Source organism: Rhodobacter sp. 24-YEA-8, from assembly GCF_900105075.1.
Lineage (GTDB): Bacteria > Pseudomonadota > Alphaproteobacteria > Rhodobacterales > Rhodobacteraceae > Pseudogemmobacter.
Genome location: NZ_FNSK01000001.1, coordinates 2,740,003 through 2,763,674, shown reverse-complemented (window position 1 = coordinate 2,763,674; position 23,672 = coordinate 2,740,003). Strand labels below are relative to the sequence as shown.

Annotated in this window: 24 protein-coding genes and 1 pseudogene; 11 read left to right on the top strand and 14 right to left on the bottom strand. The window is 63.2% G+C overall.

All coding sequences use genetic code 11. From position 1 onward, the window contains the following. Positions 1–109: 109 nt before the first annotated feature. Positions 110–205: pseudogene (locus tag BLW25_RS25350) on the bottom strand (zinc-ribbon domain-containing protein); the annotation flags it as partial. Positions 206–404: 199 nt separating this feature from the next. Here BLW25_RS25350 and BLW25_RS13440 point away from each other — a divergent pair. Genes BLW25_RS13440 through BLW25_RS13430 form a run of 3 tightly spaced genes read left to right on the top strand, consistent with a single transcriptional unit; the run spans position 405 to position 2,730 of the window. Then, positions 405–1,076, top strand: coding sequence for a cell division ATP-binding protein FtsE (locus BLW25_RS13440; RefSeq protein ID WP_092899847.1), 672 nt, complete (start codon positions 405–407; stop codon positions 1,074–1,076). Positions 1,077–1,111: 35 nt separating this feature from the next. Continuing rightward, entirely contained in the window at positions 1,112–1,984 is an 873-nt protein-coding gene (locus BLW25_RS13435; protein ID WP_092902058.1) for a cell division protein FtsX, read from the top strand. After that, positions 1,981–2,730, top strand: a complete 750-nt coding sequence (locus tag BLW25_RS13430; protein WP_092899845.1) for a lysophospholipid acyltransferase family protein — start codon at positions 1,981–1,983, stop codon at positions 2,728–2,730. The genes BLW25_RS13435 and BLW25_RS13430 overlap by 4 nt, the downstream gene beginning before the upstream one ends. An 18-nt stretch (positions 2,731–2,748) precedes the next feature. On the opposite strand, the gene BLW25_RS13425 is transcribed toward BLW25_RS13430, so the two are convergent. From BLW25_RS13425 to BLW25_RS13415, 3 genes are all read right to left on the bottom strand, one after another. Beyond that, positions 2,749–3,771 carry a Hint domain-containing protein gene (locus BLW25_RS13425; protein ID WP_092899843.1) on the bottom strand — a complete coding sequence of 341 codons (1,023 nt, stop codon included), beginning with the start codon at positions 3,769–3,771 and terminating at the stop codon, positions 2,749–2,751. Positions 3,772–3,933: 162 nt separating this feature from the next. Continuing rightward, on the bottom strand, positions 3,934–4,893 hold the full coding sequence (locus BLW25_RS13420; RefSeq protein ID WP_092899841.1) for an acetyl-CoA carboxylase carboxyltransferase subunit alpha: 960 nt from the start codon (positions 4,891–4,893) through the stop codon (positions 3,934–3,936). A gap of 430 nt (positions 4,894–5,323) precedes the next feature. After that, entirely contained in the window at positions 5,324–6,283 is a 960-nt protein-coding gene (locus tag BLW25_RS13415) for an L-malyl-CoA/beta-methylmalyl-CoA lyase (RefSeq protein ID WP_092899839.1), read from the bottom strand. A 176-nt stretch (positions 6,284–6,459) separates the two neighbouring features. Between BLW25_RS13415 and dgcA the strand changes: the two genes are divergently transcribed. Further along, a complete protein-coding gene (dgcA, locus tag BLW25_RS13410) occupies positions 6,460–7,422 on the top strand; it encodes an N-acetyl-D-Glu racemase DgcA (protein WP_092899837.1) in 963 nt (320 codons plus the stop codon). 4 nt (positions 7,423–7,426) lie between these two features. After that, positions 7,427–8,284 carry a D-amino-acid transaminase gene (locus BLW25_RS13405; protein WP_092899835.1) on the top strand — a complete coding sequence of 286 codons (858 nt, stop codon included), beginning with the start codon at positions 7,427–7,429 and terminating at the stop codon, positions 8,282–8,284. A gap of 94 nt (positions 8,285–8,378) precedes the next feature. On the opposite strand, the gene BLW25_RS13400 is transcribed toward BLW25_RS13405, so the two are convergent. From BLW25_RS13400 to BLW25_RS13390, 3 genes are all read right to left on the bottom strand, one after another. Continuing rightward, entirely contained in the window at positions 8,379–9,383 is a 1,005-nt protein-coding gene (locus BLW25_RS13400) for a calcium-binding protein (protein ID WP_092899833.1), read from the bottom strand. A 162-nt stretch (positions 9,384–9,545) separates the two neighbouring features. Further along, the gene (locus BLW25_RS13395) at positions 9,546–9,878 is read right to left on the bottom strand and encodes a DUF1244 domain-containing protein (protein WP_092899831.1); all 333 of its coding nucleotides are present in this window, start codon (positions 9,876–9,878) and stop codon (positions 9,546–9,548) included. After that, on the bottom strand, positions 9,871–10,638 hold the full coding sequence (locus BLW25_RS13390) for an N-formylglutamate amidohydrolase (RefSeq protein ID WP_092899829.1): 768 nt from the start codon (positions 10,636–10,638) through the stop codon (positions 9,871–9,873). The genes BLW25_RS13395 and BLW25_RS13390 overlap by 8 nt, the downstream gene beginning before the upstream one ends. Positions 10,639–10,827: 189 nt before the next feature. On the opposite strand from BLW25_RS13390, the gene pyk reads away from it, so the two are divergent. From pyk to pheS, 6 genes are all read left to right on the top strand, one after another. Continuing rightward, positions 10,828–12,276 carry a pyruvate kinase gene (pyk, locus tag BLW25_RS13385; protein ID WP_092899827.1) on the top strand — a complete coding sequence of 483 codons (1,449 nt, stop codon included), beginning with the start codon at positions 10,828–10,830 and terminating at the stop codon, positions 12,274–12,276. A 36-nt stretch (positions 12,277–12,312) separates the two neighbouring features. Next, entirely contained in the window at positions 12,313–12,537 is a 225-nt protein-coding gene (locus BLW25_RS13380) for a hypothetical protein (RefSeq protein WP_092899825.1), read from the top strand. 145 nt (positions 12,538–12,682) lie between these two features. Beyond that, entirely contained in the window at positions 12,683–12,883 is a 201-nt protein-coding gene (gene rpmI / locus BLW25_RS13375) for a 50S ribosomal protein L35 (RefSeq protein WP_092899823.1), read from the top strand. Between the two features lie 12 nt (positions 12,884–12,895). After that, positions 12,896–13,258 (top strand): 50S ribosomal protein L20, encoded by a 363-nt coding sequence (gene rplT / locus BLW25_RS13370; RefSeq protein ID WP_092899821.1) that lies wholly within the window; start codon positions 12,896–12,898, stop codon positions 13,256–13,258. Positions 13,259–13,419: 161 nt separating this feature from the next. Next, positions 13,420–13,818: a hypothetical protein gene (locus BLW25_RS13365; protein WP_092899819.1), complete on the top strand. Its 399-nt coding sequence runs from the start codon at positions 13,420–13,422 to the stop codon at positions 13,816–13,818. A gap of 116 nt (positions 13,819–13,934) precedes the next feature. Beyond that, positions 13,935–15,014, top strand: coding sequence for a phenylalanine--tRNA ligase subunit alpha (pheS, locus tag BLW25_RS13360; RefSeq protein WP_092899817.1), 1,080 nt, complete (start codon positions 13,935–13,937; stop codon positions 15,012–15,014). A 169-nt stretch (positions 15,015–15,183) separates the two neighbouring features. Here pheS and BLW25_RS13355 read toward each other — a convergent pair whose 3' ends face one another. The 7 genes from BLW25_RS13355 to BLW25_RS13325 all read right to left on the bottom strand — a co-directional run bounded on the left by BLW25_RS13355 (position 15,184) and on the right by BLW25_RS13325 (position 23,515). Continuing rightward, positions 15,184–16,335 carry a TIGR03862 family flavoprotein gene (locus BLW25_RS13355; protein WP_092899815.1) on the bottom strand — a complete coding sequence of 384 codons (1,152 nt, stop codon included), beginning with the start codon at positions 16,333–16,335 and terminating at the stop codon, positions 15,184–15,186. Between the two features lie 80 nt (positions 16,336–16,415). Beyond that, positions 16,416–17,438, bottom strand: a complete 1,023-nt coding sequence (locus BLW25_RS13350; RefSeq protein ID WP_092899813.1) for a YncE family protein — start codon at positions 17,436–17,438, stop codon at positions 16,416–16,418. A 107-nt stretch (positions 17,439–17,545) separates the two neighbouring features. After that, the gene (locus BLW25_RS13345) at positions 17,546–18,502 is read right to left on the bottom strand and encodes a siderophore ABC transporter substrate-binding protein (RefSeq protein ID WP_092899811.1); all 957 of its coding nucleotides are present in this window, start codon (positions 18,500–18,502) and stop codon (positions 17,546–17,548) included. Beyond that, positions 18,499–19,293: an iron ABC transporter ATP-binding protein gene (locus tag BLW25_RS13340; protein ID WP_290438689.1), complete on the bottom strand. Its 795-nt coding sequence runs from the start codon at positions 19,291–19,293 to the stop codon at positions 18,499–18,501. The genes BLW25_RS13345 and BLW25_RS13340 overlap by 4 nt, the downstream gene beginning before the upstream one ends. After that, positions 19,290–20,231 (bottom strand): iron chelate uptake ABC transporter family permease subunit, encoded by a 942-nt coding sequence (locus tag BLW25_RS13335; RefSeq protein ID WP_092899809.1) that lies wholly within the window; start codon positions 20,229–20,231, stop codon positions 19,290–19,292. Before BLW25_RS13335 ends, BLW25_RS13340 begins: the two co-directional genes overlap by 4 nt. Continuing rightward, positions 20,228–21,172, bottom strand: coding sequence for an ABC transporter permease (locus tag BLW25_RS13330; protein WP_092899807.1), 945 nt, complete (start codon positions 21,170–21,172; stop codon positions 20,228–20,230). The genes BLW25_RS13335 and BLW25_RS13330 overlap by 4 nt, the downstream gene beginning before the upstream one ends. A gap of 87 nt (positions 21,173–21,259) precedes the next feature. Beyond that, positions 21,260–23,515, bottom strand: a complete 2,256-nt coding sequence (locus BLW25_RS13325; protein ID WP_092899805.1) for a TonB-dependent receptor — start codon at positions 23,513–23,515, stop codon at positions 21,260–21,262. Between the last annotated feature and the right edge of the window lie 157 nt (positions 23,516–23,672).

The window sequence follows — 23,672 nt, the reverse complement described above, 5'->3', positions numbered from 1 at the left end:
TGCCTTCGCCTCCGGAAGTCTCGGCGAAATCAGCACCCGTCCGATCTTCCGCAAAGGCACCAGCCAGACCGTCTGAGACCGACTCAGCCGGCAGTTGGAACCAGGCATGGCCGCAATTCGAGCACTGAACGTCGCGCCCGGCCTCCGGGATCGCACTATCCGGCACATCGTATCTGGCGTCACAATTTGGACATGCCAGTAACATGAAAAACCCCGCCCCAAGCTAAGCCCTTTTCTCTTCTAACAATAATCCTGCAATCGTCCAAGACTATGTGTCCCGGACTTGAACAATCCCTGAGAGCCGTGCGAATTAAGTCATGGTTTGTCAGAGTGAGCGCGCATAAAACTCGGGCGCGCAATGGTATCGCAGGGGTGTCGCGGAGGCATCGCAGGGGGATCGGGCAGTGATTGCCTTTGAAAGTGCAGCCTATAACTACGGCGGTGGCGAGCTTCTGTCGGATGTGACGCTGAAGCTGGCGCCGGGGTCGTTTCACTTTCTGACCGGCCCCTCGGGGTCGGGCAAGACGACATTCCTCAAGCTCGCCTATGCCGAGCTTCTGCCCACGTCCGGCCATGTCACCCTGTTTGACCGCGAGGTGAAGTCGCTGCCGCGTGACGATGTGGCGAACCTGCGCCGGCGGATCGGGGTGGTGCATCAGGATGTGCAGTTTCTCGACCATCTGCCGCTTGCCGCCAATGTGCAATTGCCACTGACCGTCGCCGGGCGGCGGGGCGAAAGCGGCGATCTGGACGAGCTGTTGAAATGGGTCGGACTGTCGCATCTCGCCGATGCACTGCCGCCCTCGCTTTCCGGGGGCGAACGGCAACGCGCGGCCCTGGCACGTGCAATCATCATGGGGCCCGATATCATTCTCGCCGATGAGCCCACGGGCAATGTCGACTGGGAAATGTCGCTCAGGCTGCTGACGCTGCTGGTCGAACTGAACCGGATGGGCAAGACGATCCTGATCGCGACGCATGATCTGAACCTGATCCGCCAGGCCAAGAACCAGATCCCGACCCGGGTGCTGCGTATCTCAAAGCGGCGGATTCAGCTGGCGGGGGCGGATCTGTGAAACTGCCCAGACCGATTGCCCGCGCCCTTGCCCTGATGTCGCCGGATGCGCGATCCGACCGTGTGGTGCCGCCTTCGGGTCACACCGCCTGGCTGACCTCGTTCACCGCCGCCGCGATGACCTTTCTCTGCGTTTTCGCGATGGCGCTGTCGTTGGCTTCGGGCCGGCTGGCCGGGCGCTGGTCGGATGCGCTGGCGCGGACCTCGACGATCCGCCTTTCGGCGCCACCCGCGCAGATGGAGCAGCAGACGGCGGCGATTCTGACGCTGTTGGCCGCGACGCCGGGGGTCGAGGCCGCCCGCGCCCTCACCGATGCGGAAAACCGCGCTTTGCTTGAGCCCTGGTTCGGCGCCGAACTGCCGGTCGAGGAGCTGCCCCTGCCGCGTCTGATCGAAGTGACCGAGGCCGATCCCGGGTATGATGCCGAGGGTCTGCGCCAGAGGCTCAGCGCCGAGGCGCCCGGTGCGGTGCTCGATGATCATACCCGCTGGCGCCGTCCGCTGGCCGAGGCTGCCTCGAAGCTGCGGCTGCTGGGCCTCTTGTCGATCGTGCTGATCGGCACTGCTATGGCCGCAATGGTGACACTGGCGGCAAGTGCCTCGTTGGAGGCCAATGCCCAGGTCGTACGTGTGTTGCGGCTGGTGGGCGCCCGCGACCAGTATATCGCCCGCGCTTTCGTGCGGCGTTTCACGCTGCGGGCCTTTGCCGGTGCCTGTGTCGGTGCGGTGGCCGGGATCGTCGGCATGTTGTTCCTGCCGGGGGCCGACACTGCCGGCGCCTTCCTGACCGGTCTTGGCTTTACCGGATTGGGCTGGCTGTTGCCCTTTATCCTGCCGCCGCTGGTCGGGCTCGTGGCCTTTTTCTCGACCCGCTACGCCGCCCTGCGCAAGCTGAGGGAATTCAGATGATCGTGTTTCGCTGGCTGTTGTCGCTGATTTTCGTGATCCAGATGTATGTCATGCTGGCCGTGTTCGCGGTGGTCTTCGCACCCTGGGCGCTGATATCGCGCAACGGAGCCTTTGCCGCCTGCCATCTCTACGCCCGCTGGGTGATCGCCTCGGTTCGGATCCTTTGCGGCCTGCGTACCGAGATCCGTGGCGAGGTGCCGCAGGATGAGGTGATCGTCGCCGCAAAACATCAGAGCTTTTTTGACATTCTGGTGATTTTCGGCACCTTGCCGCGCCCGAAATTCATCATGAAACGCGAGCTGATTTACACGCCTTTCCTTGGGCAATATGCTCTCAGGATCGGCTGTATCCCGGTTGATCGGGGCCGGCGCGGCGCCGCGATCGCGAAGATGAAAGCAGATGTGGCGAAGGGACGCACGGATCCGGGGCAGCTGGTGATCTACCCGCAGGGCACCCGGGTCGCGCCAGGGGTGATAAAGCCGTATAAAGCCGGATCCGGCTTGCTTTATCAGCAGCTTGATCAGCCCTGTGTGCCGGTGGCAACCAATGTGGGGGTCTTCTGGCCAAAGCGCAGCATCCTGCGCAAACCGGGTCTGGCCGTGATCGAATTCCTGCCGCGCATCGAGCCGGGTCTCCCCTTGCCCGAATTCCTCGCACTTATCGAGGACAAGATTGAAAGCAATTCCAACAGGCTGATGGCCGAGGCCGGTTTCATCCTGACGCCGGCCCCGGCATCGCGGGGCTGACGCGGCAAGCGCCCCCGGTCAGTTCACCAGAACCGAGGCCAATTTGCGACGAATGACCTGACGCGCGGCGATGACCGGCGTGGTATTCAGCTCAGGGAAAAGTGCGAGGACTTCGTTGCGCGCGTCGCGGTCCAGCCCATTCAGCGAATGGTCCCCAGGGTGGAAACTCTCGCTCGGGCACCCTTCGGCGAGGACGATCTCATGACCCTCAAAGAGGAAATGCACATAGGTCACATCCTCATCAGCTGTGGCCTGGCGGATGGTATCGCCATTCACCAGTGAGATCGCCGGCACCAGCACTTCCGATTCCGCGAACCAGAGCTCGGCCTTCCAGCCCGAGACCAGCATCCGGTGCTGCGGGGAAACCGCGAGGCGCCGCGCAGGCAGGCCCTTGCCAAGCGAGCCGGGCTCGAACACGACCGGACGCAGGCTTTCATCGATAATCTGGTCTTCCATCGGGACCCGGCGCGCGCCCGTCCAGATCACCGGCAGAGCCTCGCCCTCGGCATTGAAGACCAGATCGCCGGGGCGGAGATCCTCGACCGGGCGTTGGCCATCGGGCGTCTCGATCAGCGTGCCGGCCACAAAGCAGACCAGCATCGAGATATCATCAATGATCGCGCCATAGCTGTTGTTCACCCCCAGCTCGGTAAAGCTGACGCGGTAATCGCCGGCGCTCGGGAAGTCGATGGCGAGGCTGTGATGTTCCCAGGTCTGCCCCTGAGGATAGATCGACTTGGTAAAGATGACCTTGCCGTTCGAGTCTATGATGTCGACGCGGAAGCCTTCTTTATTGGCGAGCGGCTGCCCCTGGCGCAGCGCTGTGCGGAATTCCAGCGGAACCGAACCGGCATGGTCGATATGGACCACCTGATACATCACGGTGATCTTGTTGCTGGCGCCATCCATTTCGGCAACACGATTCGGCGACCCATTCCCGAGATAGGTGCCCTCGTCATAGCTGGTTTCCAGATCGGTGCCGGACCAGCCCGTGCTGCCCTGATCGAAACTTCCGTTAACAATGAGATTCGTAACAGGCACGATCAGACCCCTCCAATGCGTTCTGATCGAAGCTGCCGGAAGAGTGAGGTCTTAATATGGGTCAGATGTGGCAAAACTTGGTCGCTGGCAAAGCCGGTCGACCAGGGTGCTACTGATCAGCAGGTGCTGTTTTGTCGTCAAGGGGCGCCGCAGCGCCAGCGATCAGGCCGCCAGCCCGCGCGATCCCATGTCGAGGAATTTCTGCCGGCGGTCTTTGCGCAGGGCTGCCGGTTTCTTGTCGGTCAGTTCTGCCAGCATCACGGCAATCGCCTTGCCTACAGCATCGACCGCCTCCGAAGGCGCGCGCTGCGCACCGCCGACCGGCTCTTTGATGATGCGGTCCGCAATCCCGAGCTTTTGCAGATCCTGGGCGGTCAGGCGCAGCGCCTCGGCCGCTTCGCGCATCTTCTCGGCATCCTTCCACAGGATCGAGGCGCAGCCTTCCGGCGAGATGACCGAATAGACCGAATGCTCAAGCATCGCGACGCGATTAGCGGTCGCAAAGGCCACCGCACCGCCCGAGCCACCCTCGCCGATGATCACCGAGATCAGCGGTACGCCGAGCGACAGGCATTTCTCGGTCGAGCGCGCAATGGCCTCAGACTGGCCGCGCTCTTCCGCGCCCTTGCCCGGATAGGCGCCGGGCGTGTCGACGAGCGTGATCACCGGCAGGCCGAAGCGGTCGGCAAGATCCATCAGCCGGATCGCCTTGCGATAGCCTTCGGGGCGGGCCATGCCGAAATTATGTTCGATCCGGGTTTTGGTATCATGGCCCTTTTCATGGCCGATCACCATGACCGGGCGATCATTGAACCGGGCGATGCCACCCATGACCGCATGGTCATCGGCAAAGGCCCGATCACCGGCAAGCGGCGTATATTCGGTAAAGAGCGCGTCGATATAGGACTGGCAATGCGGCCGGTCCGGGTGACGCGCCACCTGGCATTTTTGCCAGGCAGAGAGATTCTTGTAGAGATCGCGCAAAGCGGTCTCGGCCTTGCGGTCAAGCGCTTCGGCTTCCCGCGTGACATCCATCGCCGAATCCTTACGGGCAAGCGCCCTCAATTCCTCGGCTTTGCCTTCGATCTCGGCCAGGGGCTTTTCGAAATCGAGATAGATCATGCGCTGGACCCTTATTCTGATCGCCTCCTATATGGAGGGGGCGGGCGCAAAGTGCAACTGACGCCGCACGTGGCAGGCAGAGAAGCAGAGGGGGCCAGCCCCCTCGCGGCTGTGCCGCTCACCCCCGGGATATTTAAGGACAGATGAAAAGCCGAAGAGAGCATGCCGATTTCATCTGTCCTTAAATATCCCCGCCGGAGGCTTCCGCAGCCTGCCAGAGGCGTGGCGCCAAAACGGGGCGCCAAAACTGGGCACCGGAAATGGCAGCACCCCGCAGCTTTCGCCACGGGGTGTGCTTCCTCCCATTTGCCGCGCAGGGCCTCCTCTCCCTGTGGTCGCGGCGCGGGTGTCCTTTTCAAATCCGCCTCAGGGGCGGGCCTGGTTGCGACGATGTTGCACATTGTAAAAGCAGTGTGTCAACGGATTCTCTTCACCGCCCGGCAATGATCTCGGCCTGGCGGACGATCACTTCGGCCTGGCGCATCGAGGCGATGTCGATCAGCCGGCCCTTGTATGTGGCGGCACCCTGGCCTGCGGCTTTGGCCGCCTCCATCGCGCTGAGGATCTCCCGGGCCTCGGTTACGGCGCTTTCCGACGGGGTGAAGACCTCATTGGCCAGCGCCACCTGTTTTGGGTGGATTGCCCATTTTCCGACCATGCCCAGAGTGGCCGAACGCAGAGCCTGGGCGCGGAAGCCCTCATCATCCGAGAAGTCGCCGAAGGGGCCGTCGACCGGCAGCACGCCATGGGTGCGGCAGGCGGCGACGATGGCGGCCTGGGCCCAGTGCCAGGGGTCGGACCAGTATTTCTGGCCTTCCCGGTGCATGTAATAGTTTTCCTGGGTGCCGCCGATGCCGGTGGTCTGCATCCCCATCGAGGCCGCGAAATCGGCGGCGCCGAGGCTCACGGCCTGCAGGCGGGGGCTGGAGGCGGCGATTTCTTCGACATGGGCGATGCCGGCGGCAGTTTCGATGATGACCTCAAAGCTGATCGGTCTGGTGCGGCCCTTTGCGCGCTCAATGGCTGTGACCAGCGCGTCCACGGCATAGACATCGGCGGCGCAACCGACTTTGGGGATCATGATCTGATCAAGCCGCTCACCGGCTTGTTCCAGCAGGTCGACCACGTCGCGATACCACCAGGGGGTGTCCAGCCCGTTGATTCTGACCGAGAGCGTCTTTTTTCCCCAGTCGATGCTATTCACGGCCTCGATGATATTCTGCCGCGCCTGATCCTTGTCCTGGGGCGCCACGGAATCTTCCAGGTCAAGGTTGATCACATCCGCCGCCGAGGCCGCCATCTTTTCAAACAGCGCCGGCCGTGAGCCCGGGCCAAACAGCTGGCAGCGATTGGGGCGGGCAGGGGCAGGGGGCTGGAGGCGAAAGCTCATGAGCGCATCCTTTGGTAATCATATTTCTATACTGTTGGTGATTTGGTTAGATTGTTGCTTTTGCGCTTGCAAGAGGAATTTGCGTGCGCAGAAAATCCATGCCGCAAAGCGGCGCTGTTTTCGCTTGCCCTCACCCCGGACGCGCGGAAACTGGCGCGGGAACAGGAGACCTCCCGATGATAACTGCCACAACTGCCCGTTTTCGCCTCGCGCAGGTTTTCACCATCAGCCGTGGCTCGAAAACCGAGGCGCAGGTGGTAACGGTGCAGGTGGCGCGCAGTGGCATGACCGGGCATGGCGAATGCGTGCCCTATGCACGCTATGGCGAAAGCCTCGACTCGGTGCTGGCTGAGATTGCTGGCCTTACGCGGGGGATCACACGGACCGGGCTGCAAACGGCGCTGCCTGCGGGAGCGGCGCGGAATGCGGTTGACTGCGCGCTCTGGGATCTGGAGGCGAAGATCTCAGGCCGCCGGGCATGGGACCTGGCCGGGCTTGCGGCGCCCGCGCCGGTGACGACGGCTTTCACCCTCTCGCTTGGCGAGCCTGCCGCGATGGAGGCGGCGGCACGGGCGGCATCAGACCGGCCGGTCCTGAAAATCAAGCTCGGCACGCCCGATGACATGCCCCGGCTTGAGGCGGTGCGGCGTGGTGCGCCTAAAGCGCGGCTGATCATCGACGCGAATGAGGGCTGGACGCCGGAGGTTTATAAGGACCTCGCGCCGCGTCTGGTGGAGATGGGGGTGGTGCTGGTCGAACAGCCGCTTCCGGCGGGGCAGGATGAGGCGCTGGCAGAAATGGCGCGCCCGCTGCCGGTCTGTGCCGATGAAAGCTGTCATGACCGCGAAAGCCTCGCCGCGCTGCGAGGCCGCTATGATGTGATCAATATCAAGCTCGACAAGACCGGCGGGCTGACCGAGGCGCTGGCTTTGCGCGAAGCGGCGCAGGCGCAGGGCTTTGGTATCATGGTTGGGTGTATGGTCGGATCCTCGCTTGCGATGGCGCCTGCGGTTCTGCTGGCGCAGGGCGCGGGCTATGTAGACCTTGACGGGCCGCTTTTGCTGGCAGAAGACCGGCCCCACCCGCTGCGTTACGATCTGTCGCAGCTTCATCCGCCCGAACGCCAACTCTGGGGATAGTCTCATGACCCGCACCGTCTATGTGAATGGCCAGTATCTGCCCGAAACCGAGGCCACGGTTTCCATTTTCGACCGTGGTTTCCTGATGGCGGACGGGGTTTACGAGGTGACCTCGGTGCTGGGCGGCAAGCTGATCGATTTCGGCGGCCATATTGCGCGGCTCCAGCGTTCGCTGGACGAGCTGGAGATGGACAATCCGCTGTCTGCCGATGACTGGCTGGCGGTGCATCGCGAGCTGGTGCGCGTCAATAACATCACCGAAGGGATGGTTTACCTGCAGGTCACGCGCGGCAATCCCGGGGATCGCGATTTTGCATGGGGGCCGGGGGTGGCGCCGACCGTGGTGCTGTTTACCCAGTCGAAGACGGGCCTTGCCGACAACCCGCAGGCGAAAACCGGGCTGAAGGTTATTTCGATCCCCGATATCCGCTGGGGCCGGCGCGACATCAAGACGGTGCAGCTTTTGTACCCGTCGATGGGCAAGATGATGGCGAAGAAAGCCGGTGTCGATGATGCCTGGTTCACCGAGGATGGTCATGTGACCGAGGGCACCTCGAACAACGCCTATATCGTCAAGGGGAATAAGATCATCACCCGGCCGCTTTCCTCGGATATCCTGCATGGGATCACCCGCGCGGCGGTGCTGCGGTTCGCCAAAGAAGCGCAGTTCGAGATCGAAGAGCGGCTCTTCACCGTCGAAGAGGCGCAGGCGGCGGATGAGGCTTTCATCACCTCAGCTTCGGCCTTTGTGATGCCCGTGGTCGAGCTCGATGGCGCGGCGATCGGCGGGGGCAAGCCCGGCAAGGTCGCGGCGCGGATGCGTGAGATCTATCTCGATGAGATGAACAGGGCGGCGGTCTGAGGGACTGCAGCGCGCCGGAAAAACGCTGTACTGAAAAGGGCCGCCCTGGTGACGGGGCGGCCCTTTGATATGCCGGAGCCTGATGATCTGATGGTCAGTTGACCGCAATCAGTGGCGCACCGGCACCAATCGGGCCCTGACCCGCGACCGGAACCGGCATGTCGTGACGGGTTATGTAGAAATCATCGCTGTTCACATCAGCAGGTGCGATGTTTTCCAGCAGCACTTCATCCACGCCGTTCACGGTCACGATTGTGCCGGTGCCCGAATCGCTGGCGCGCAGCGAGACTTCCGGCAGTTCCGGCCCTGCCAGAACATGGATATGCAGCTGGTCTTCGGCAGGATCGTAATCGGTCACGGTCATCACGCCTTCACCCAGCCCGCGATGATCAAGCTCAAAGATATCCCGGCCCGCGCCGCCGGTCAGCGTGTCGCCGCCATCAGCGGTCAGCCGGTCATTGCCGTCACCGCCGAAAAGCTGGTCATTGCCGATGAAATCCGGGTTCAGATCGACCGAGCGGATATAGTCATTGCCCACGCCGCCATAGAAGACATCTGATCCGGCCAGCGAGCGCAGCGCATCATTGCCGGCATCGCCGTAAAGCGTGTCGTCGCCGCTGCCGGTATGCATGATGTCGCGCCCGGCGCCGCCACGGGCAAAGATATCCCCATCCGACTGCGAGGCGTTCAGCGTATCGCTGCCCGCGCCGCCAAAGAAGTGATCATTGCCTCCTCCGGCCAGGATTTCGGCGTAATCATCGCCCTCGCCACCATAGATGATGTCGTCGCCAAGCTCGCCGAACAGCCGGTCATTGCCGTCCCCGCCCAGCAATGTGTCATTGCCGGTGCCGCCATATAGCGTGTCATCGTCCTCGCCGCCCTCAAGCCGGTCAGCGCCGCCACCACCATAAAGCAAATCCATGCCGCCATGGCCGCGCAGGATGTCATTTTCGCCGCTGCCGGTCAGGGTATCATTCCCTTCGGTACCCTCCTGGACATGCGGATGTTCCGGCGCGTCGCGATCATCATCGTCATTGTCATCCAGCGCGACAATGATCCCGCCAACCAAAAGAACCGGAAGAAGAAACAGCAATTCCATAACAACAGCCCCCACTGCCCAAAAAATGACATAATTTGAAAAGCGATGCGCAGAGCGTTACCGCAAGTCAAGCGGATCAGCTAATGGTTGTCTGACTGTTCTTTGAATGGAAACGGCAGCCCGCCCAGAGTGCGATTGTTGCAACGCCGGCGGGGGCGAAGCTCAGCTCTTGCCGGCGACGTTCTGCGCAAAGGCGTCGCGGAAGGCGGCCTGCTTCTCTGGCCCGGCTTCTGTCTGATTCGCGGCCACCCAATCGGCATAGGGCATCCCGTAAACCTGTTCGCGCGCTGCATCTTTTGTCAGGGTGATGCCCTTTTCAGCGGCGGCATCCTGATACCAGCGGCTCAGGCAGTTGCGGCAAAATCCTGCCAGCGTCATCAGGTCGATATTCTGCACATCGGGCCTCGCGTCGAGCAGGTGATGCATCAGGGCGCGGAAAGTGGCGGCCTCCAGCTCTGTCCGGGTCTGGTCGTCGAAGGTCGGGGTGTCAGACATGGCTGGTCTCCGTTTGGGTGCGGGTCAGGGCGCGGGACAGGATCGGGGCGAGCCTTGCGGCCCATGCCGCCTGTTGCGACTGCGTTTCGATCAGGTCGTTGCGCAATTCGATCAAAGTATTGTGGCGCCCGTGGTCAAGCGCGTGGCGGTCGATGGAATCTCCGGGCAGATGGCCGGAATAGGGTTCGTTGTCACCAATGCAGAGATCGGTCTCAAAGGCCAGCTCTGCCAGCAGCGCGGACGAGAGCCGGCTGTCGAGATGGGAATGTAGCACGCCGATATGCCAGGGCCGGGGCGGGCGCCCGCGCAGGCAGGGTGTGAAGGAATGGATCGCGACGATCGCGCGCGGACCGGAGGGTGAGGGCGCCGCCGCCAGCCGCTCCAGCGCGCCGTGATAGGGGCGGTAAAGCCGGTCGAGCCGTTCGGTGATCCCGTCCTGTCCGATACGGCGGTTCGCGGGAACGACCGATCCGTCATAAAGCCGCATCACCAGCGTCGGATCATCCTCGCCCCGGTTCGGGTCGATCACCAGCCGCGAGAAATCCGAGTAAATCACCGGGCTGTCCAATGCCGCGCCCAGAGCGCGCGACAGGCCAAGTGCGCCGGGGTCAAAGGCGATATGGCGCGCCATGTCAGCGGCAGGAAGGCCGAGACTGCCGCCCGCGACCCACTCCGGCACCCGGTTTGTCGCATGGTCACAGGTCACCAGCCAGGGGCCGGGGCGGCCCTCGCCCTCGATCCGGAACGCCTCATGCTGCATTGGTCTGCTGATCCCGCCTGTTAATCTGCCAGATGTTTCACCGGGCTACCCTAACCCCGCGCGCCGGTCGAACGCCAGGGGAAGGAAAGGGCCCGCGTCACAAATCGTTCTGTTGCGGGCGCTAACATTCTGCGCCATAACGCGGTTGGCCCACATCGTAACGCGAAACCCGAGACAGGAGGATGGCATATGCGCCGTCACCGTAACGTGAAGATTGTGGCAACGCTGGGCCCTGCTTCCAGCACTTATGACATGATCTGCCAGCTGTTCACCGCCGGAGCCGATGTGTTCCGCCTGAATATGAGCCATGGCACCCATGACGACATCCGTGAACGTCATATCATCATCCGCCAGGTCGAACATGATCTTGGCCGCCCGATCGGCATTCTGGCCGATCTTCAGGGGCCGAAGCTGCGGGTTGGCGCATTTGCCACGGATGGCGGCTATGACCTCGCCGATGGCGCGAAATTCCGCCTCGATCTTGATGCGGCGCCGGGCGATGCGACCCGTGTGCAGCTGCCGCATCCCGAGATTTTTGCAGCCCTGGAACCAGGCGCGTCACTGCTGGTCAATGACGGCAAGATCCGCCTGAAAGTCGCCGAATGCGGCAAGGATTTCGCCGATTGCGTGGTCGAGGTCGGCGGCGTGATTTCGAACCGCAAAGGCGTGAACGTGCCGGATGTGGTGCTGCCGCTGGCGGCTCTGTCCGAAAAAGACCGCAAGGATCTGGAATTCGTCTGCGAGCTGGGTGTCGACTGGCTGGCGCTTTCCTTCGTGCAGCGCGCCGAAGACGTGCTTGAAGCCCGTGCCCTTGCCAAAGGCCGCGCCGCGATCCTGTCGAAGATCGAAAAGCCGGCTGCGGTGAAGGCCTATGAGGAAATCCTCGCGGTTTCTGACGGGATCATGGTGGCGCGCGGCGATCTTGGCGTCGAACTGCCGGTCTATTCGGTGCCGCCGATCCAGAAGCGCCTTGTCCGCAAGGCTCGCGCGGCGGCCAAGCCGGTGATCGTCGCGACCCAGATGCTCGAATCGATGATCGAGAACCCGATGCCGACCCGCGCCGAAGTTTCGGATGTGGCGACCGCGATCTATGAGGGCGCCGACGCGGTGATGCTCTCGGCGGAATCGGCTGCCGGCAAGTTCCCCATCGAGGCCGTCGCCACGATGGACAATGTGGCGCGTTCGGTCGAGGCTGATCCGACCTATCTCAACATCATCGACGCGAGCCGTGTGGTGAAGCGTGAGACCGTGGCCGATGGCATCGTTGCCGCAGCGCGTGAAATCGCCGAGGCGACCGACATCAAGGCCATCACCTGTTTCAGCCAGTCCGGCCAGACCGTAGGTCTTGTGGCGCGCGAACGGCCGCATGTGCCGGTCATCGCGCTGACGCCGCTGGTCTCGACCGCGCGCCGTCTTGCGCTGACCTGGGGGGTGCATTGCGTGATCGTACCGGAGCAGGAGCGCTTCAAAGGTGCGGTTCTTTCCGCGATCCGCGCCGCGCGCTCGGCTGGCTTCGCCGATGAGAAAGATCAGATCGTGGTCACGGCGGGCGTGCCGTTCAACGTGCCCGGTTCGACCAATATTCTGCGGGTTGCGCCCTGTGATGAAAGATTGATTTCGCGCGTCGATCCCGGCTAACCTGAACCCGAACAAAGGCTTTCGGGCGGGGGCAACGTGGATTCGGATCTGTTGCTGACGGTGGGAATCGTGATCGCGGTTCTTACCATCCCCACGATGCTTGCAGGCTGGGTCGACGGAAGGGCGCCGCGGATGGGAACACTTATGGTGGTCCTTTCGGCGGCGCTTTTGATTGTGGCCTGGACACAAAAGCCCGGCGGCTACCGGCCGGCGGATATTCCCGGCGTCATGCTCAGCGTTGCCGCCCGCTATTTGCCCTGACAGGCGAGGGGCATATGCCCTGACGGGCGGGGCCGATTGGCCCTTGCCCCGTGAGACGGAACCCCCTATAGGGACGGCTTCGGAAGAACCGCGAGACCGGCGGAAGTGGCATGCCGCGTCGCGCGTGAAAACACTGGAGTGTAAAATGCCCAAAATGAAGACGAAATCCGCTGCTAAAAAGCGGTTCTCCTTCACCGCCTCGGGGCGCGTGAAGGCCGGTGTGGCCGGTAAGCGCCACGGCATGATCAAACGTTCGACGACCTTCATCCGTCAGGCGACCGGGACCATGATCCTGGACGATTCGGACGCGAAGATCGTCAAAAAATACATGCCCTATAACCGGTAAGGAGAGACACAGATGTCCCGCGTTAAATCCGGTAAGGTGACCCACGCCCGCCACCGCAAGGTGATCAAGGCGGCTTCGGGCTACTACGCCGCCCGTTCGACGAATTTCCGCACTGCAACGCAAGCCGTTGACAAGGCGCAGCAATACGCCACCCGCGACCGTAAGGTCCGCAAGCGGCAGTTCCGCGCGCTCTGGATCCAGCGTATCAACGCTGCTGTCCGCCTGTTCGACCCGGCCTTCACCTATTCGCGCCTGATCGACGGACTCGCGAAAGCCGGTATCGAAGTGGACCGCAAAGTCCTCGCCGATCTCGCCGTGCATGAGCCGGAGGCGTTCAACGCCATCGCCGACAAGGCCCGCGCTGCTCTGGCCTGATCCGGCCTGACGACACGCGAAACGATCCGGAAACCCGCGCTTTTGCGCGGGTTTTCTTTTGCGCCGTTTCCTGCCGCTGATGCTCCATGACGGGCAATGTCATTTGTCTTTGTACCCTTCCATAGCCAGGGATGGAGCGACAGTTTTCGAAGGAAGAACAGATGACTCACCGCTTTGTCCCAGCCATCGCCGCCGCATTGCTCGGCCCGCTTCTGGCTATCCCTGCCCTGGCTGCGGAGGGGCTGCCGCTGCAGGAGGGCTATTATGTCGAGGCCGGAGAAGAATGTGGCAGCGGCAATGACGCGACGCTGATCTACCTTCATGCGGGCGGTTTCAACAATCGCTATGGGATGTGCAGTTTCGAAGGCCTCACCTCTGAGGGCGATGCACGCTACAGCTATGCCGTGACCTGCGCCGAGGCGGAGACCGGCCTTGAAAGCCTGAATGAAGGCGTGATCGAGATCCGCGACCAGCAGGCGTTTCATATCTTCGACGGGCTGATGGATCTGGACTACAGCTTCTGCCCGTCCTCCGAACTGCCGCCACCCTATGGTGACTGAGCGCGTCGCAACACCTTTTGGGCGTCAAATCCCGGCCCCTGCGACCCTTGCAATCGCGGCCCCGCCCGGCTAGTCCCAGAGCCGCAATTCAGCCTTATCTCAACCCGGGGGCTCCGATGGATCTGACCGACATCCGTGGCAAATATATCGGAGCCGTGGCCGGTGCCGCCGACGAGGCCGCACTGGAAGAGGTGCGCCTTGCCGCGCTTGGCAAGAAGGGCGAGATTTCCGCGCTGATGGCGGGTCTTGGCAAGATGGACCCGGAGGAACGCAAGGCCGCCGGCGCGCATCTGAACGAGCTGAAGACCGAGATCGACACCGCCCTTCGCGCCCGCAAATCCGCGCTGTCCGATGCGGCGCTGGATGAGCGGCTGAAATCCGAATGGCTTGACGTCACGCTGCCGGGCCGCCCGCGCCGTCAGGGCACCATCCACCCGGTCTCCCAGGTCATGGACGAGCTGACCGCGATTTTCGCCGATATGGGATTCTCGGTCGCCGAAGGCCCGCAGGTCGAAAGCGACTGGTATAATTTTGATGCGCTGAACATCCCGCCGGAGCACCCCGCGCGCCAGGAGCATGACACGTTCTTCATGCACCGCGCGGAAGGCGACAACCGCCCGCCGCATGTGCTGCGCACCCATACCAGCCCCGTGCAGATCCGGGCAGCACTTGACCAGGGCGCGCCGATCCGCGTCATCGCTCCGGGCCGCGTCTACCGCATGGATATGGACCAGACCCATACGCCGATGTTCCACCAGGTCGAGGGCATGGCCATCGACCGTGACATCTCGATGGCCAACCTGAAATGGGTGCTCGAGGAATTCTGCCGCGCCTTTTTCGAGGTGGACAAGGTGGAACTGCGGTTCCGCGCCTCGCATTTCCCCTTCACCGAGCCTTCGGCCGAAGTCGATATCCGCTATTCCAATGTCGGCGGTCAGCTCCGCATCGGCGAGGGCGACAAATGGATGGAGATTCTCGGCTCCGGCATGATGCACCCGAAAGTGCTGGCGGCAGGTGGTATTGACCCCGATAAATGGCAGGGCTTTGCCTTCGGCATGGGAATCGACCGCATCGCGATGCTGAAATACGGCATCCCCGACCTGCGCGCCTTCTTTGAATCCGACCTGCGCTGGCTGAAACATTACGGCTTTGGCGCGCTTGACCTGCCGAACCTGCCGGGCGGCCTGTCGCGCTGACAGTCTGGTCTGCCCTTTGGGGCAGATCACGGAATTGTGTCCGCAAAGCGCCGCACAATCACAGATTGAGGCCCTCTGACCGGTTTGTTTCTCTGTCCTCCGCATCCTGCATTGCGGAGGTCAGGGCGAGCGAGATCAATGATTTCGCGAATGAGGTCGCGCTGGCCCGCTATCGGCCGTCGAACTGAGACGCAGCCCGCCCGGCCCATCTGCCGCTCGCCAGACAGCCGGTCAGCAGATAGCCCCCGGTCGGCGCCTCCCAGTCCAGCATCTCGCCACAGGCAAAGATGCCGGGCAGGGCGGTCAGTTCCAGATCCGGGCTCAACGCGGATCGTGTGATGCCGCCCGCGACCGAGATCGCCTCATCCAGCGGGCGCGGGCCGTCATGGCGGATCACCAGCCGTTTCAGCGCGGCAAGCGGCGCCCCGCGCGCGAATTCCATCACCAGTGCCACCAGTACCGGCGCAAGGCCCAGCTTGCGCAACCGGTTCACCAGGGTTTCGCCGGCCCGCATCTTTGCCAGCCGCGCCGCAATCTCAGCCTCTGACAGCGCGGGCAGCAGGTCCAGCACAAGATCTGCGCCGTCCCGCAAGGGGCGCGACAGCGCATAGAGACCGCCGCCTTCGAGGCCCCGCGCCGAGACCACGAATTCGCCCCGGCTGGTCAGGTCTCCGGCGCTCAGTGTCACGCCTTTGACCGGCTGCCCGAAATGACTTTCCATATGGGCCGACCAGGCGACCGAAAGCCCCATATTCGCGGGCTGCCAGGGCGCAATCTCTACACCCCGGCCAGCCAGCCAGGGCGTCCATGCGCCGTCAGACCCAAGCCGCGCCCAGCTCGCGCCGCCCAAAGCCAGCACCGTCACCCGGGGCCTCAGCAGCTGGCAGCCCCCTGATGTGTCAAAGCGAAAGGCGGCCCCCTCAAACCCGCTCCAGCGCCAGCGGGTGCTCAGCTCTGCCCCGAGGGATGCCAGCCGTGCAAGCCATGCGCGCAGCAATGGCGATCCTTTCATCACCACCGGAAACACCCGGCCGGATGAGCCGGTAAACACCTCCTGGCCAAGGCCGCGGGCGAACTCCATCACCTCGTCCGGCCCGAACGCGGCAAGCATCGGCGCCAGCCAGTCGGGCGGGCTGTAATGCGCGGTGAACGCGGCCAGCGGCTCGTCCTTGGTCAGGTTCAGCCCGGATTTCCCCGCCATCAGGAATTTGCGCGCGGGGCTGGGTCTGGCCTCGCAGATCACCACGCGTCGCCCGGCCCGCGCCAGCTCCTCCGCCGCCATCAGCCCGGCGGGGCCGGCCCCGATCACCAGGGCGTCCATGTCGTGTTCCATCTTGTCCAACCCATGCAACCTTGCCCTTTCTTGCCTGCGAAGACCCGGGCGGGCAAGGGCAGGGGGAATTACAGCGCGATGCGCGCCACCAGGTCGGGGGCACCCGCTGTACCGGTATCGCCCTGTTTGGCAGTCACATAAAGAATGCCGTTCCGGTCATCGAGGGCGAGGCTGTTCGGGTGCCCCTCAAGCGTGATCCGGTCTTTCAGCGCATAGCTTTCGCTGTCGAACAGGCTGACCGCCGCACCGCTGCGTTCGGTGACGCAGATCAGCTGCCGGCGCGGGTCATAAAGCACTGCAAGCGGGCCTGGGCCGGTCGGGATCCGCCGGATCGCCGCGCCGCTCGCGGCGTCGAGAACCAGAAGCTGGTTTCCAGAACCCTTGCGGCTGTAGCCCGGCAGGTGCCGCGCCCAGAGGGTTTCAAAGAACTCATGCCCCTGATCGGTCGCGAAAATCCTGCCCCCCACCGGATCCAGCGCGATGTTCATCAGCTGATCCCCCGGCGTCGCCACAGTCCTGGTGATCTGCGGCAAGTCGGTCGCGACAGTGATCACCTGGCCCTCGGCATTCGAGATGAAGAGCCGCTGGCGCGACGGGTCAGTCGCGATGCCGGTCGCGACAAAGCCGAAACCGGTCAGCCGGGTTTCGACCTCAAGCCGGGCCGTGTCGATCACGCAAAGTACGCTGTCCTGCATCGAATGACAGGGCGCGTAAAGCCTGCCCGCGATCGTATCCAGTGCCAGTTCACGGCAATGGAAGGGAAAGCCTGCGCGCCCCTCGTCATCGGTTGTCTTCTCTGCCAGCCGCACCTGGCCCGTCACCGCGCCCGTCGCGGTATCGACCACGGTGACCGAGGCATCGGTCGCGTCTGTGATGTAAAGCCGGTCCGACGTATCATCGAGCGCAAGGCCAAAGCCTTTGCCCGGCAGAGCGATCCGGACCAGTGGCTCCAGCGAGTTTGGGTCGAGTTTCAGGATCTGCGCCGGCGGACCGCCCTCGCCACGCCCCCCGGCCGAGGCGACAAATACCGCGCCCTGGCGGGCGGAGTGGACGATTTCGTACAGGCCCTGTGCGACGGGTTTTTGCAGCATCGAACCGGTTCCTTTTCGCAGGGAAAGCGACATCAGGGATTTTGCAGCCCGGGGAACGCATGGCAAGGGCCACATGCATCCGGTCGCAGGCTGCGCGGGGCAGGCCGTTACTCATAGCCCTTGCGGATATCGTCGATGATGATCTCAAGCGGGGTGATGCTGGCAGCGGTGGTGTACCAGGCCTCGGGGTCGACAAAGATCACCTTGCCCGCCTTCCAGGCCGTGGTCTCGCGCAAAAGCGGGTTTTCGATGGTGGCGGCATCCAGCACCGGGCGGTGTTCCATCACAGCGGTGCGGTCGATGACATAGATAATATCGGGGTTGGTGGCCTGAATGAATTCGCTGGTGACGGGCTGGCCATGCAGCCCGGTCTCGGTCGCCTCATTTGCCGCCTTCACCCCAAAGGCATCAAAAACAAAGCCATAACGCGATTTCATTCCGAAGGCCGAAAAGCCGCCATTGTTATGCAAGACCAGCAGCGCGCGCTCCGGGCGGCCTTCGGTCAGGCTGCGGAGCGTGGTGATCTTATCCTCCAGCGCGGCAATCTCAGCCTTTGCCAGATCCTCTTTGCCAAAGATCCGCGCCAGCGTCAGGAAATGGTCCCCGACCACCTGGATATGACCCGAACTGCTGTCGCGGTAATCGACATCGTAATGGATCACCGGGGCAAAGCTGCTCATCTCGGGGTAATGCGCGGCCTGGAGCGAGGTCATCAGGATCAGATCGGGGTGCAGGGCATGGACCTTCTCGACATTGGGCTGCACGATCATGCCAATATCGGCCACCGCAGGATCATCGCGGTACTTCGCAAGGAAATGCGGCACGAAATCCTTGGCGGTGCCAATCACCGGTACGCCAAGCCGGTCGAGGAAATCCAGCTCGTTCATATCCAGGGCCACAACGCGGTCCGGGCGGCTGTCAATCACGGTGGTCCCGAGCGCGTGCTCGATCGTTACCGGCAAGTCCACTTGCGGTTTCGTTTCGGCGGGTGCGGCGGAGGGCGCAAGCAGGCAGCTGGCAGCCAACAGAACAAGCCAGCGGCTGAGAGGATTGGAACGGGTCATGCCGGTTCTCCTTTCGGGGTGAAATAGTCGCAGATCCGTCCCTGTGGTCGTGGCAGGATCCGGAAATCGAGACCGTAGAGGTCTTGCAGATTGGGCTCGGTGATGACCTGATCGACCGGGCCTGCGGAATGCAGCCGCCCGGATTTCAAGGCGAGGATATGGTCGGCGCTGTTGGCGGCGAAATTGATGTCATGGACCACCGCGATCACGCTGCGGCCACGATCCGCGCAAAGGTCACGCAGCGCGCGCATGATGCCGGCGGCATGGCGGATATCGAGATTGTTCAGCGGCTCGTCGAGCAAAAGGCAGGGTGTGTCCTGGGCGATTGTCATGGCGAGAAAAGCCATCTGGCGCTGGCCGCCGCTCAGTTCGTCGATCAGCGTGTCGCGCAATGGGTCGAGCGCGAGCCGCGCAATGGCGTCGTCAATCGCGCGGCGGTCGGCGGCATCCAGGCGGCCCCGGCTATAGGGGAAGCGGCCAAAGGCGACCAGATCCCCGACCGTCAGGCGCAGATCGACGCCGGGCGACTGGCGCAGGGTCGCAACCTGGCGGGCGAATGCTGCAGGTGGGATCGTGGCGATATCCTGCCCCGCGACGGTGACCCTGCCGCCGGAAGGACTTGCGAGGCGGGCCATCAGCATCAGAAGCGTCGACTTCCCGGCGCCGTTCGGGCCGATGATCGCACTCAGCCTTCCCTGGGGGAACGCTGTCGTCAGGCCTGACAGCACAAGGCGGTTGCCATGTTTCATCGAGAGGTCAGTGGTGGTGATCATGGCGGTGTCCGGGCTCATGCAAAGCTCCGGCGGCGCAGCATCAAAAGCAGGAACCAGGCGCCGCAGGTGAGGTTGATCAGGATGCCGACTGTGGTGCGGTGGTCGAAGACCTGCGCTGCTGCCAGCTCGGCCATCAGGAAAAGCCCGATGGCCACAGCCGCACCAACCGGCAGCGTCTGGCGGTGGCCGGGACCGGACGCCATCGCGCGGGCGGCATTGGCAACGAAGATCCCCATGAACGCGGTGGGGCCGATCAGGCTGACGGATATCGCCACCAGAACCGCGATCAGCGCCAGAAGATGGCGGGTCTCGCGCGCGTGGGCGACGCCCAGAGACATCGCCTGATCGCGGCCCAGAGCCATCACATCCAGCACCGGAACCCGGCGCCAGATCAGCATCGCGACAAGGGTCACGGCACCGGTGGAGACGATCAGACGCGTGGTATCCACCCGTTCGAAAGAGACCTGGGCAAACCCCTGAAAAACCGCAAATTCGCCCGGGCTGATACGCAGCTGGATGAACTGGGTGAAGGTGGAAATCACCATGGTCAGCACGATCCCCACCAGCATCAGGAACCAGACATCGCCCCCCGCGCGGCGAAACAGCCAGTGATGCAGCAGGAAAGACCAGGCCAGCATGGCCGCCAGCGTGATCAGGATCGATCCCTGCCCCCCCCAGAGCACCAGGCTCCCGGTGCCGAGGATCAGAACCAGCAGCGCCTGCATCATCAGACAGACCGCCTCATAGCCCATGACGGCGGGGGTCAGGATGCGATTGCCGGCAAGGGTCTGGAAGGTGATCGAGGCCAGGGCAACCGCGACGCCGCCGGTCACCATTGCGGCCAGTTTGATCAGGCGGCGCGGGATGACATAGCCGAAATCAGGGCCCGTCCCCAAAGCCACATAAAGCGCCGCCAGAGCAATCAGCGCTGCGGTGATCGCAAGGGGGCGGATCATTTTCCCCTCCGAAGGATCAAAGCGAGAAAGATCAGCCCGCCGATCCCGCCGACGGTCAGTCCGACCGGCACTTCATAGGGCCAGATCACCACGCGCCCGATCAGGTCGCAGGCCAGCAGCAATGTGGCGCCGCCGGTTGCAACCAGCGGCAGGGTCCGTGCGAGATTGTCGCCATGGGTCAGCCGCACGAGGTTCGGGATCACAAGCCCGACAAAAGGAATGGTTCCGGCAGCGATCACTGTCGCCGCCACTGTGGCCGAAACCAGTACGAGGCCAAGCGCCACCATCGCGCCATAGCTCAGGCCGAGGCTGGTCGCCGTTTCCTCGCCCATCCCCAGAAGGGTGAAGCGGCGGACAAAGGCATAGGTCACCAGGACGACCGGCAGGATCAGCCAGATGATCTCGTAATTTCCCTGCACGATCCGCGAGAAGTCGCCCAGCATCCAGCCCTGCATGTCTTGCAGGATGTTATGCGACCAGGCGTAGAATTCGGCGATGGCCCCAAGCACTGCGCCGTAGATCAGGCCGGCAACCGGCACGAAAACCGTGTCACGGAACCGGATGCGGCTGATGATTGCGACGAAGATCAGGCTCGCGGCCAGGCAGAACACCATCGCCAGTGCCATGCGACTGACCTGGCCAGGGCCCGGCACCAGAGTGATCGCGACAAGGATCCCGAGTTTCGCGGCTTCCAGCCCGCCGGTGGTGGCGGGTTCGACAAATCGGTTTCTGAGGATCTGCTGAAGGATGATACCACAAACCGCCAGCCCGGCGCCGCTGAGCACCACCGCCGCAAGACGCGGCAGCCGGCTTGCGGTCAGGGTGAGCCAGGCCCCGGCCTCGAAGGTCCAGAGGGAAGCGAGGCTCATGCGGCTCACCCCGGTCAGAACGGAGGCGAGGCAGAGCGCAAGGAATATCAGGGGCAGCGCAAGGCGCGTCATCTGGTCAGGCCGATGGGGGAACGGGAGGAAAGCCCCCCGCACTGCCCGGAGGCGGTTGCGGGGGCGGATGGGTCAGCACAGCTCCGGTCAGAAATCGACCGAGGCCGACAACAGCACCGTGCGCGGGGCGCCATAGCCGCCCGCGAGGCTGCCGCCGGCCCAATAGGCCTCGTTTGTGACGTTTTGCACCGTGGCGCGCAGCGTCAGCGGGTTGCCCTGCAATTCGGTCTCATAGCGCGCGCCGATATCGAGCACGGTGAACGAAGGCAGCGACAGCGTGTTTGTATTATTGGCATACCGCTTGCCGGTATGGTTCACATTGGCGTTCAGCGTCAGGCCGGGAAGCGAGGGCAGGTCATATTCCACCCCAAGCTTGGCCATGACCGCAGGCGTGCCTGCCGCAGTCTTGCCGGTGGTGGCCGTGGTGCTGGCTTTCGTCACCTTGGCGTCGGTGTAAGATACCCCTCCGATGAGCCGCAGCCCGTTCTGGACCTCGCCGAACGCATTCAGCTCGATCCCGCGATTGCGCTGCTCGCCAAAGGTGCCATAGATCAGCGTCACCGGATCAAGATAGGCGCTGGGCTTTTCGATCTGGAACAGTGCGACTGTGGTGGTCAGGCGGCCCAGATCCCATTTCGCGCCGATCTCAACCTGTTTGGTCTGATAGGGTGGCAGCACCTCGCCCGCATTCATGGCGGTGGCAGGCGCGGCCTGACCGGCGCTCAGCCCCTCGATGTAATTGCCGTAGAAGGACAGCTGATCGCTGGCCTTCCAGACCAAGGCGATGGCGGGCGAGGTCTTGCTGGAATCGTAGCGTGCACCCGGAGTATGGACGCCCGTGGCGCTGATCGCGGTGCTCGCGCTTTTCACCGTCTGATAGCGCAGACCCAGCGTCACCTGCAGCCGGTCATCCATGAATTTCAGCGTATCCGACAGGCCGAGGCTGGTCAGTTTCAGATCCATGATCGAGGTCGGGCCGCTGGCATTATAGGCGGTCAGATCCGGCGCGTTACCCCAGTCGGGATTGTCGATACTGGTGACCGAGCCGACCGCGAAACGGCGGTCCTTGAAGGTGTTGGAGGAATCGTAGCTGGTTGCGGTCACGACCCAGTCATGGCCGACCGATCCGGTGAAAAAGCTGCCGCGGATCCCGGCCTCGCCGGAGTCCTGGCTGCCCTGGCGTTGCGACCGCACACCGCTGACCGAAAGCGCGCCGGCATTGCTGGTGATCTGGCTCGAGGTGATCAGCGCGTCATAGCCGCCCGATTTATGGCCATAAGCCGCCCAGGCAGTGATGCTGTCCGTCAGATCGATCTCGGTGCGCAGGAGGACGGTCTCGGTCGAATTGGTGTTGAACGCCCAGGGCGCGGCGAGGGTGTTCGACCCGTCGCGTGGCGCGGGCAGCACGGTGACGGCCGCCCCGGCCGAGACGCCGAAATAGTTGATGCCGCGCATCTTCTCGCGGATATTGTAATAATCCAGCGAGACCCGGGCGCGGTCGCCACGCCAGTCCAGCGCGAGCGCGCCCATATTCATCCCGTGCTTCTCGCCATCGACCGCCGTGTCGCCATCGCGCGAGACCGCATTGACCCGGATGCCCCATTCCTTATTCGCGCCAAAGCGGCGGCCGATATCGGCATGAACTCCGTAAAGGCTGTCAGAGCTGTAGGTCGAGGTGAGGCGGGTCAGGGGTGCATCGCCCGCGCGTTTGGGTTGCAACGCCACCGCACCGCCGACACTGCCGCCCGGGGGCATGCCGTAAAGAAAGGTCGAAGGGCCTTTCAGGACTTCCACCCGCTCGGCCATCTCGGTCGTGCCGCGCATATTCGGCGCCATGCCGATCAGCCCGCCGAAGGTCAGATCATCGGCCGATCCGGAAAAGCCCCGGATCGTATAGGTCTCGAAAATATTACGTTTGTTGGGCACATAGACCGAAGGGTCGGTCGCGCCAATCACCGCGCCGACATCCTGGGCCTCGCGGTTCTGCACAAAGTCTTCGGTATAGGCGATGGTGCTGTATGGCGTATCGAGCACGTCCTTATTGCCCAGAAGGCCCACCGCGCTGCCCGTCGCAACCTGACCTCCGGCATAGGGCGCGGGCGTGCCGCCGCCTTGCAGGATGATGGTGCCAAGCGCGACTGCGCCGTCTTGCTTTGCGGACTCTTCGTCCTGGGTCACGGCCTGGGCGGAGGCGGGCAGGCCAAACATCGGCAAAAGCGCGAACCCGGTCAGCATCGACGTCAGCAGCAGCGTTCTGCTGCCCCGGCGGTGTCGGGGCGAAAAGGGAGCGATGCGCCCGATGGGCCGGGAAAGCACGTCAGAATGCGGGTCAGGCTGGTTCATGGTCATTGTCCCTGCGGAATTTAGTTGCATGATGCTAAACTAAATTTAGTTGCAGCCCTATAAGCTAATTGACCAAAACCGTCAACTTCTCGCGACAGCTTGCGACAAGCTATAGAATATATTGGATAAATTATGATTATGCGTTACGCTCCCAAAG

Bases quoted from the DNA above. Each gene is read 5' to 3' on its own strand.
- rplT (WP_092899821.1), top strand. From the start codon at position 12,896: ATGTCCCGCGTTAAATCCGGTAAGGTGACCCACGCCCGCCACCGCAAG.
- pheS (WP_092899817.1), top strand. From the start codon at position 13,935: ATGGATCTGACCGACATCCGTGGCAAATATATCGGAGCCGTGGCCGGT.
- BLW25_RS13400 (WP_092899833.1), bottom strand. From the start codon at position 9,383: ATGGAATTGCTGTTTCTTCTTCCGGTTCTTTTGGTTGGCGGGATCATT.
- dgcA (WP_092899837.1), top strand. From the start codon at position 6,460: ATGATAACTGCCACAACTGCCCGTTTTCGCCTCGCGCAGGTTTTCACC.
- BLW25_RS13330 (WP_092899807.1), bottom strand. From the start codon at position 21,172: ATGACGCGCCTTGCGCTGCCCCTGATATTCCTTGCGCTCTGCCTCGCC.
- BLW25_RS13335 (WP_092899809.1), bottom strand. From the start codon at position 20,231: ATGATCCGCCCCCTTGCGATCACCGCAGCGCTGATTGCTCTGGCGGCG.
- BLW25_RS13340 (WP_290438689.1), bottom strand. From the start codon at position 19,293: ATGAGCCCGGACACCGCCATGATCACCACCACTGACCTCTCGATGAAA.
- pyk (WP_092899827.1), top strand. From the start codon at position 10,828: ATGCGCCGTCACCGTAACGTGAAGATTGTGGCAACGCTGGGCCCTGCT.
- BLW25_RS13415 (WP_092899839.1), bottom strand. From the start codon at position 6,283: ATGAGCTTTCGCCTCCAGCCCCCTGCCCCTGCCCGCCCCAATCGCTGC.
- BLW25_RS13365 (WP_092899819.1), top strand. From the start codon at position 13,420: ATGACTCACCGCTTTGTCCCAGCCATCGCCGCCGCATTGCTCGGCCCG.
- BLW25_RS13420 (WP_092899841.1), bottom strand. From the start codon at position 4,893: ATGATCTATCTCGATTTCGAAAAGCCCCTGGCCGAGATCGAAGGCAAA.
- BLW25_RS13435 (WP_092902058.1), top strand. From the start codon at position 1,112: ATGTCGCCGGATGCGCGATCCGACCGTGTGGTGCCGCCTTCGGGTCAC.
- BLW25_RS13345 (WP_092899811.1), bottom strand. From the start codon at position 18,502: ATGACCCGTTCCAATCCTCTCAGCCGCTGGCTTGTTCTGTTGGCTGCC.
- rpmI (WP_092899823.1), top strand. From the start codon at position 12,683: ATGCCCAAAATGAAGACGAAATCCGCTGCTAAAAAGCGGTTCTCCTTC.
- BLW25_RS13430 (WP_092899845.1), top strand. From the start codon at position 1,981: ATGATCGTGTTTCGCTGGCTGTTGTCGCTGATTTTCGTGATCCAGATG.
- BLW25_RS13350 (WP_092899813.1), bottom strand. From the start codon at position 17,438: ATGCTGCAAAAACCCGTCGCACAGGGCCTGTACGAAATCGTCCACTCC.
- BLW25_RS13355 (WP_092899815.1), bottom strand. From the start codon at position 16,335: ATGGACGCCCTGGTGATCGGGGCCGGCCCCGCCGGGCTGATGGCGGCG.
- BLW25_RS13390 (WP_092899829.1), bottom strand. From the start codon at position 10,638: ATGCAGCATGAGGCGTTCCGGATCGAGGGCGAGGGCCGCCCCGGCCCC.
- BLW25_RS13395 (WP_092899831.1), bottom strand. From the start codon at position 9,878: ATGTCTGACACCCCGACCTTCGACGACCAGACCCGGACAGAGCTGGAG.
- BLW25_RS13325 (WP_092899805.1), bottom strand. From the start codon at position 23,515: ATGAACCAGCCTGACCCGCATTCTGACGTGCTTTCCCGGCCCATCGGG.
- BLW25_RS13405 (WP_092899835.1), top strand. From the start codon at position 7,427: ATGACCCGCACCGTCTATGTGAATGGCCAGTATCTGCCCGAAACCGAG.